Source organism: Sphaerisporangium corydalis, from assembly GCF_025506355.1.
GTDB lineage: Bacteria > Actinomycetota > Actinomycetes > Streptosporangiales > Streptosporangiaceae > Sphaerisporangium > Sphaerisporangium corydalis.
In genome coordinates this window covers 1-6,184 of sequence record NZ_JANZYP010000130.1, presented here as the reverse complement: position 1 = coordinate 6,184, position 6,184 = coordinate 1, and the positions used below count along the sequence as shown (strand labels likewise).

General features: G+C 71.4%; 3 protein-coding genes and 1 rRNA gene. 3 read left to right on the top strand and 1 reads right to left on the bottom strand.

The window, feature by feature from the left end; all coding sequences use genetic code 11:
• Positions 1–109, top strand: a 5S ribosomal RNA gene (rrf, locus tag NYZ98_RS41015); the annotation flags it as partial.
• Between the two features lie 2,293 nt (positions 110–2,402).
• Positions 2,403–3,713: a tetratricopeptide repeat protein gene (locus NYZ98_RS41010; protein WP_262850928.1), complete on the top strand. Its 1,311-nt coding sequence runs from the start codon at positions 2,403–2,405 to the stop codon at positions 3,711–3,713.
• Positions 3,714–3,848: 135 nt separating this feature from the next.
• Here NYZ98_RS41010 and NYZ98_RS41005 read toward each other — a convergent pair whose 3' ends face one another.
• Positions 3,849–4,787 (bottom strand): MBL fold metallo-hydrolase, encoded by a 939-nt coding sequence (locus NYZ98_RS41005; RefSeq protein WP_262850926.1) that lies wholly within the window; start codon positions 4,785–4,787, stop codon positions 3,849–3,851.
• Between the two features lie 556 nt (positions 4,788–5,343).
• Between NYZ98_RS41005 and NYZ98_RS41000 the strand changes: the two genes are divergently transcribed.
• On the top strand, positions 5,344–6,081 hold the full coding sequence (locus NYZ98_RS41000; protein ID WP_262850923.1) for a single-stranded DNA-binding protein: 738 nt from the start codon (positions 5,344–5,346) through the stop codon (positions 6,079–6,081).
• Positions 6,082–6,184 lie beyond the last annotated feature (103 nt).

Genomic DNA, 6,184 nt, shown 5'->3' with positions numbered 1-6,184 from the left:
TCATGGCGGAAGGGAAACACCCGGTTACATTCCGAACCCGGAAGTTAAGCCTTCCAGCGCCGATGGTACTGCACCGGGGACGGTGTGGGAGAGTAGGACGCCGCCGGACAAAACTTGATATATGTGTATGTAGGTAGGGGCCGTCCACGGTGTGGGCGGCCCTTCCTGCTTTTACCAGGCCATCCACGATGTGGGTGGCCTTTCTTGCGTTACGAGGAATTCGCGCGCCTCGGCGAGGCGTCAACGTGATGGTGGTCATGACGGTGGGCCAGGCCGTGGTGAGGCGTCGACTGCGGTCGGTGGTCATGGAGATGAGCCGGCGGCCTGCCCTCAGGAGGGCTCGGGGGGTGTGAGGCCTTGCTAGGCTGGAGGTGCCGGGCCACCCCACCACGGGTGGCCTTTGTCGCGTAAAGCGCCTAGGGCGGACAGCGACAGAGTGAACGGGCCTATGCCCCGCGGCCGGACGGACCGTCCCCTCCGCACATGGTCGGCGCAGTGGGTCAACGCGGATCACAGTGGACGCGGTGAGTGAGCAACGAAGGACAGAAGTGAACAGAGATAACGGACGTGAGGACTCGGGCCGCCCCGAAGACGGTGGCAGCCGTTCAGGCGAGGGCGCCGGAGGGTCACCCAGTGGCCGCTCCGAGGCGACCGGAGGCGGCCGGCCAGCTGATGGCGACCGCGGGCAGGCCCGCGGCGAACGACGCCCAGGTGACGGACCCCGGTACGGTGAGCGGCGCGAAGGCCGCCCCTCCGGCGCGTATGGATCTCGCGACCGTGATTCTCGTGGGGGCCGTCCGTTCCAGCGCGACAACCGTGGCGGCGGCGGCGGACCTTCCGACCGTGAGGGCCGTGGAGCCTCCTCCGGCGGCCCTCCGGCCGACCGGGGTGACCGGCCCGCTCGCCCCTTCGACCGTGACGACCGCGGCGGCGCCGGGCGTACCTACAGCCGCCCCGCCGACCGTGATCGCGCACCTGGTGCCCGCGGCCCCGGCTCGTACGGGTCGCGTGACGACCGCCCGAGCCGTGACGCGGGCCGGTCGGACGCCCGTTCCGGGGACCGTCGTGAGAGCGGCCCCGCGGGTCCGCCCAGGTGGCGTGATCGTGATGACCGTGGCGGGCGGCCGTCCGAGTCCGGTGGCCGGCCGTTCCAGCGGGACGACCGAGGTGGCGCGGGTTCGCGTCCCTTCGACCGCGAGGGCGGCGGAGACCGCGGCGGATCGGCCCCGCGTCCGTACAACCGTGACGACCGCGAGGGCCGCCCGGCCTATCGCGACGACCGGGGTGGCCCGGGTGCCCGTTCGTACGGTCGCGACGACCGTGGCGGGCCGGCCGGACGCTCTTACGGCCGTGACGACAGGCCCGGTTCGGGTGAGCGCCGTCCGTTCAACAGGGACGCCGGTGGTGGCCGTCCCTCGGGGCGTGACGACCGCGGTGGCTCTGGCGCCGGCCGCCCGCCGTACCGCGACGATCGCGGCTCTTCTGGTGGAACCGGCCGTTCGTACGGTTCTGGCGGGGACCGCCCCGATCGTGATGGCGGCCGGCCGGACTCCCGTTACGGGAACCGGAGCGAGGGCCGCCCGCCGGGCGCCCCGGGCTCGCGTGATCGCGACGACCGTGGTGGCCGCTCGTTCGACCGCGACGACCGTGGCGGCCGACCGTTCAACCGCGCCGGCGGTGACGATCGCGGAGCTTCAGGCTCGCGTCCGTACAACCGCGACGATCGTGGCGATTCCGCGCCGCGTTCGTACGGCCGTGACGGCGGCGACGACCGCCGGGGGGCGGCGCCGCGTTCGTTCAGCCGGGACGACAGGGGCGGCGCAGGAACGCGTCCGCCCGCTTCGCGTGACCGCGACGACCGCTCGTCCGGTCGCGACGCCGGTGACCGGCCGTCGCGTCCGTTCCAGCGGGATGATCGTGGTGGGTCGGGTTCGCGCCCGTTCAATCGTGAGGGCCGTGACGACCGCGGGGGTTCGGGGTCGCGTCCGTTCAACCGCGCCGGCGGTGACGATCGCGGAGCCTCCGGGTCCCGCCCGTTCACCCGCGAGGGCCGCGATGACCGCGCCGGTTCGGGTTCGCGCCCGTTCAGCCGGGACGACCGTGGCGACCGGGCGAGTTCGGGGCCGCGCCCGTTCAGCCGTGAGGGACGCCCCTCCGGCGGCGACCAGGGACGCACGTACGGAAACCGGGACAGGGACGGCGCGTCGAACGCCGACGGCGCCGGCACCCGCGCCCGGTACGGCCGTGACCGTGGCGGCGACACCGATCGCGCCCCGCGCGAGGAGCGCGTCCCGCTGCCGGAGCTGGCGGCGGACATCACCGCCGAGGAGCTGGAGAAGGACGTCAGGGACGAGCTGCGCTCGCTCCCGAACGACCTCGCGGACATGATCGCCTGCCACCTCGTGGCGGCCGAGCGGGCTCTGGGTGAAGAGGACGCCGCGCTCGCCTACGAGCACGCCAAGGTGGCGCGACGGTTCGCCGCGCGCATCGGGGTCGTCCGTGAGGCGGTCGGCCTGGCGGCTTACCGTGCCGGCCACTACGCGGAGGCGCTCAGCGACCTGCGGGCCGCGCGGCGGCTGACCGGGTCGGACGAGTTCCTGCCGATCATGGCCGACTGCGAGCGTGGCCTCGGCCGTCCGGAGCGTGCGCTCGACCTGGTCCGCTCACGTGAGGCAGAGCGTCTCGACCGGGCGGGCAAGATCGAGCTCGCCATCGTCGAGTCGGGGGCGCGACGCGACCTCGGGCAGCACGACGCGGCGGTCGTGGCGCTCCAGCGGGTGCCGGAGCTGCGCAACCTGGAGCCGCAGCCGTGGTCGGCGCGTCTCGCCTTCGCCTACGCCGACGCTCTCGCCGAGGCGGGGCACGAGGGGGCGGCGACGGACTGGTTCGAGCGCGCCATGACGTTCGACGAGAACGGTGAGACGGACGCGGCCGAGCGGTACGCGGAGCTGACCGGCTCGCTCATCGAGGACCTGGAGGACGCGGAGGGCGAGGACGACGAGGAGGACTTCCCCGTTGACCTCGACGATCTCGGTGCCGGCGACACGCGGCGGCCGGGCGAGGCCGTGGATCAGAGCGTTTCGCCGTCTGGAGACGACCGTTCCGAGCGGATCGACGCGGCCGTGGACGCGGCTGATCTGACAGAGAATGATCTGGCAGAGGACGATCTCGTGGGGGACGAGGACGACCTGGCGGCGGACGGCGTTGAGTCGCCCCGCGAAGAGCCGGGTGTCTCGGCCGGCGAGGTGCCGGGCGCGTTGATCGATGAAGCCCAGGACGAACCCGTGGCTTCGGCGGCCGATGGGACGCACGACGTGCTGGACGGCGATGTGCCGGACACGGCGGACGTGCCTGATCGGGCGAATGCCGCCTCAGCGGACACTTTTGAGCCTGCGCACCCCGCCTCAGCGGAGTCGGTGACCGAGGTGGACGGCCCTGCCGGGCGAGCCGCCATCGGTGACGAGCCCGAGATCGGGTCCGGTGTCCGCTTCACGGCCGGTCCGGTGCCCGAGGCGAAGCCCGTGGTCGCCGACGGTCCGCCGGCAGTGGTGCCCGAGCTGAGGAACGCGCGGCTGGAGCCTGGCATGTCCCCGGCGTTCATCGAGCCGGATTTCGGTGTTTCGACCGGGTCCGTTCGGGGGGATGTTCTCGACGACGAGCTTGATGACGACATCGATGACATCGATGACGGGAAGCCGGACGACCGCCGGTAGGCCCCTCAGAACTGAGAAGGCTGACGAGGGGTGGTGGGCGCCGCCGGACGTGAAGGCGTGCGGCGCCCGCCACCCATCGTTCCCATGCCGGGCCGATCCTATGCGTGGTCCTGCGGATTCGAACCGGTTGGTTGTTCACTCATTCTTGGGTTTGGCGCGGTCGAGCCAGTGCATGATGCCGCTCACGTTCGACGGCACGCCGCTGAGCAGCTCGAATCGCTCCGCCGTCTCTTCGTCTCCGGACGCGAGCGCCACATAGCGCTCACGTGTCCTGTCGCGCACCATCGCCACCGCGTGGTCCAGATCCATGCCCGCGGAATGCGCCTGCCGGGTGAGGTCCACCCACACGCGCAACTCTTCGGCCGAGCGCTCCAACGTCGTGGCGACGTCCGTGACCGGCCCGTAGTGGCTGAAGAGCAGCCGCTGCGGGCCGAGATCGCCGAACAGGGCCACGGAGTCGAGGGCCGTCTGGAGGTCGAAGTCCGGCGGCGGGGTCGCGGGACGCAGATCACCGGTCTCGGGGAGGTACACGCCGGCCGCGTCGCCGACGTAGAGGTCTCCGGTGGCCGAGTCGAGCAGGCCGACGTGGTGTTTGGCGTGGCCGGGGGAGTAGTGGCTGGAAAGCGTTCGCCCGCCGCCGAGGTCGACAGAACCGGTGTCGCCCAGGGCGCGGATGCGCGCCACGTCGGTGGGGGTGAGGGTTCCGAAGAGACTGTCCAGCTTGTCCCCCCAGACCATGCGGGCGCTCGCCATGAGCCGCGCGGGGTCGGCGAGGTGCCGTGCGCCCTTCTCGTGCACCACGATCTCGGCGGACGGGTAGTAGCCGGCGATGTCGCCGACGCCTCCGGCATGGTCCAGGTGGATGTGGGTGACCACCACCGTGGCCAGCTCGTCGGGGCCGACCCCCAGTGAGGTGAGGGCGTCGCGGACGACGGGCGCCGACGTGGAGGTGCCCGTCTCGACGAGGCACGGCCGGTCGCCGAGGATCAGGTAGCCGGCGGTGATTCCGGCGTATCCGGCCATTCGCGTGTCGATCTCGTAGACGTCGCCGCCGAGCGGTGTCACGTTGTCCACAGGTCACTCCCTTGGTCCCCTGGGTCCGGTCCCTGGGTTCGAGCCGCGTTCGCTGACGAGCGTAGGGCACGGGACCTGACGGGGTCACGAGCGTGTCTTCCCATGTACGGATCGGTCCTGCCAGTGGGTCTTCTCGCCTTCCGGTGATCTTCAGGAGGGTCCGGCCTGGGCGGGCGTCCGGCGGTCTTGTGCGCCGGGGGCTCGGGGTGATCGGAGGTGTCGGGCGCCAGGGCGGGCTTGAAGGTGGCTGGAGCACATCCTTGATGTGTTGTTCGGGTCTGTGATGTGGCTTTCGTGCGGTCGGATGTATGACAGATCGGGGGTGTCAGCGCGCTTAGCTATCGACCTTCACTCCCATGTTCTGACATAGCCCTATAAGTATTTGTCTCGGGTATATGTCATCTTGTGCCGGGTTCTTCTGGCGGGGATTGAAGGCCCATGGTCATCGTTCTGACCTGTGGATACTCGGCGTTTTCCACAGAATCGCATTCGGCATTCAGGGTGGTGGCGGGTTCCTCCGACAATGGTCCTCGTCCAGGATCGGGAAGGGGATCGCATGCATCGCAATGAGGTGACCCTCGTCGGCCGGCTCTCCAAGCCGCCACGGGGCCGGGAACTGCCGAGCGGTGATCGGATGACGCTCTGGGGGGTCGCGGTGCGCCGCCCGCCCGAGCATCCGAGCGGGAAGAAGGCCGACGGCATCGCCTGCGTCACCTTCGACCCGGAGGTCGGCGCTCGGGTCGCGGGGTGGCGGGTCGACGATGTGATCAGCGTCGAGGGGGCTCTGCACCAGAGATTCTGGGGAGGTCCGACCGGAGGCGCCAGCACGTACGAGGTGGAGGTCTACCGGGCTTGGCGGCTCGAACCCGGCAGACGCTCTCTCCTCAACGAGCAGGGCAGGGGGAGGGCCGCTGACCAGCCAGAGCACGCCCCCGAACCACTCGACGACACACCTGAGCACCAGCCCCCGAAGGCGCCAGAACCGCCCGGAGAACCACCCGACGACCTGCCCGCGCCCCGCCCATTGCCGCCGCCCGAGCGGCCAGCACGGCCCAGGGATTCGCTCGACGGTCCGTCTGCGCCCCGGCCTTCGCTGTCGCCCGAGAAGCCAGGGCAGGCCGGGGGATCGCTCGACGTTCCGCCTGGATCTCGGCCGCTCCAGGCGGCCGGGCAGGCCGAACCCCAGATCCCCCGAGTGGGAGGGCGTCGGCCCATACGGCCGGCCGGGGAAGGGTCCGTCCAGGCGGACACGCCGGACGGCCGGCCCTCCGAGCCGGTCCTGGAGGCGATCTGACTTGCCTGAACCCGAGAGGGTGGGCGGCGCGGAGGGCGGCCGGGTGGGGGCACGGGGGCCGGAGGCGGCCGGGCTGGGGTTCGGGGGTCGTGGGTGGGCCGGG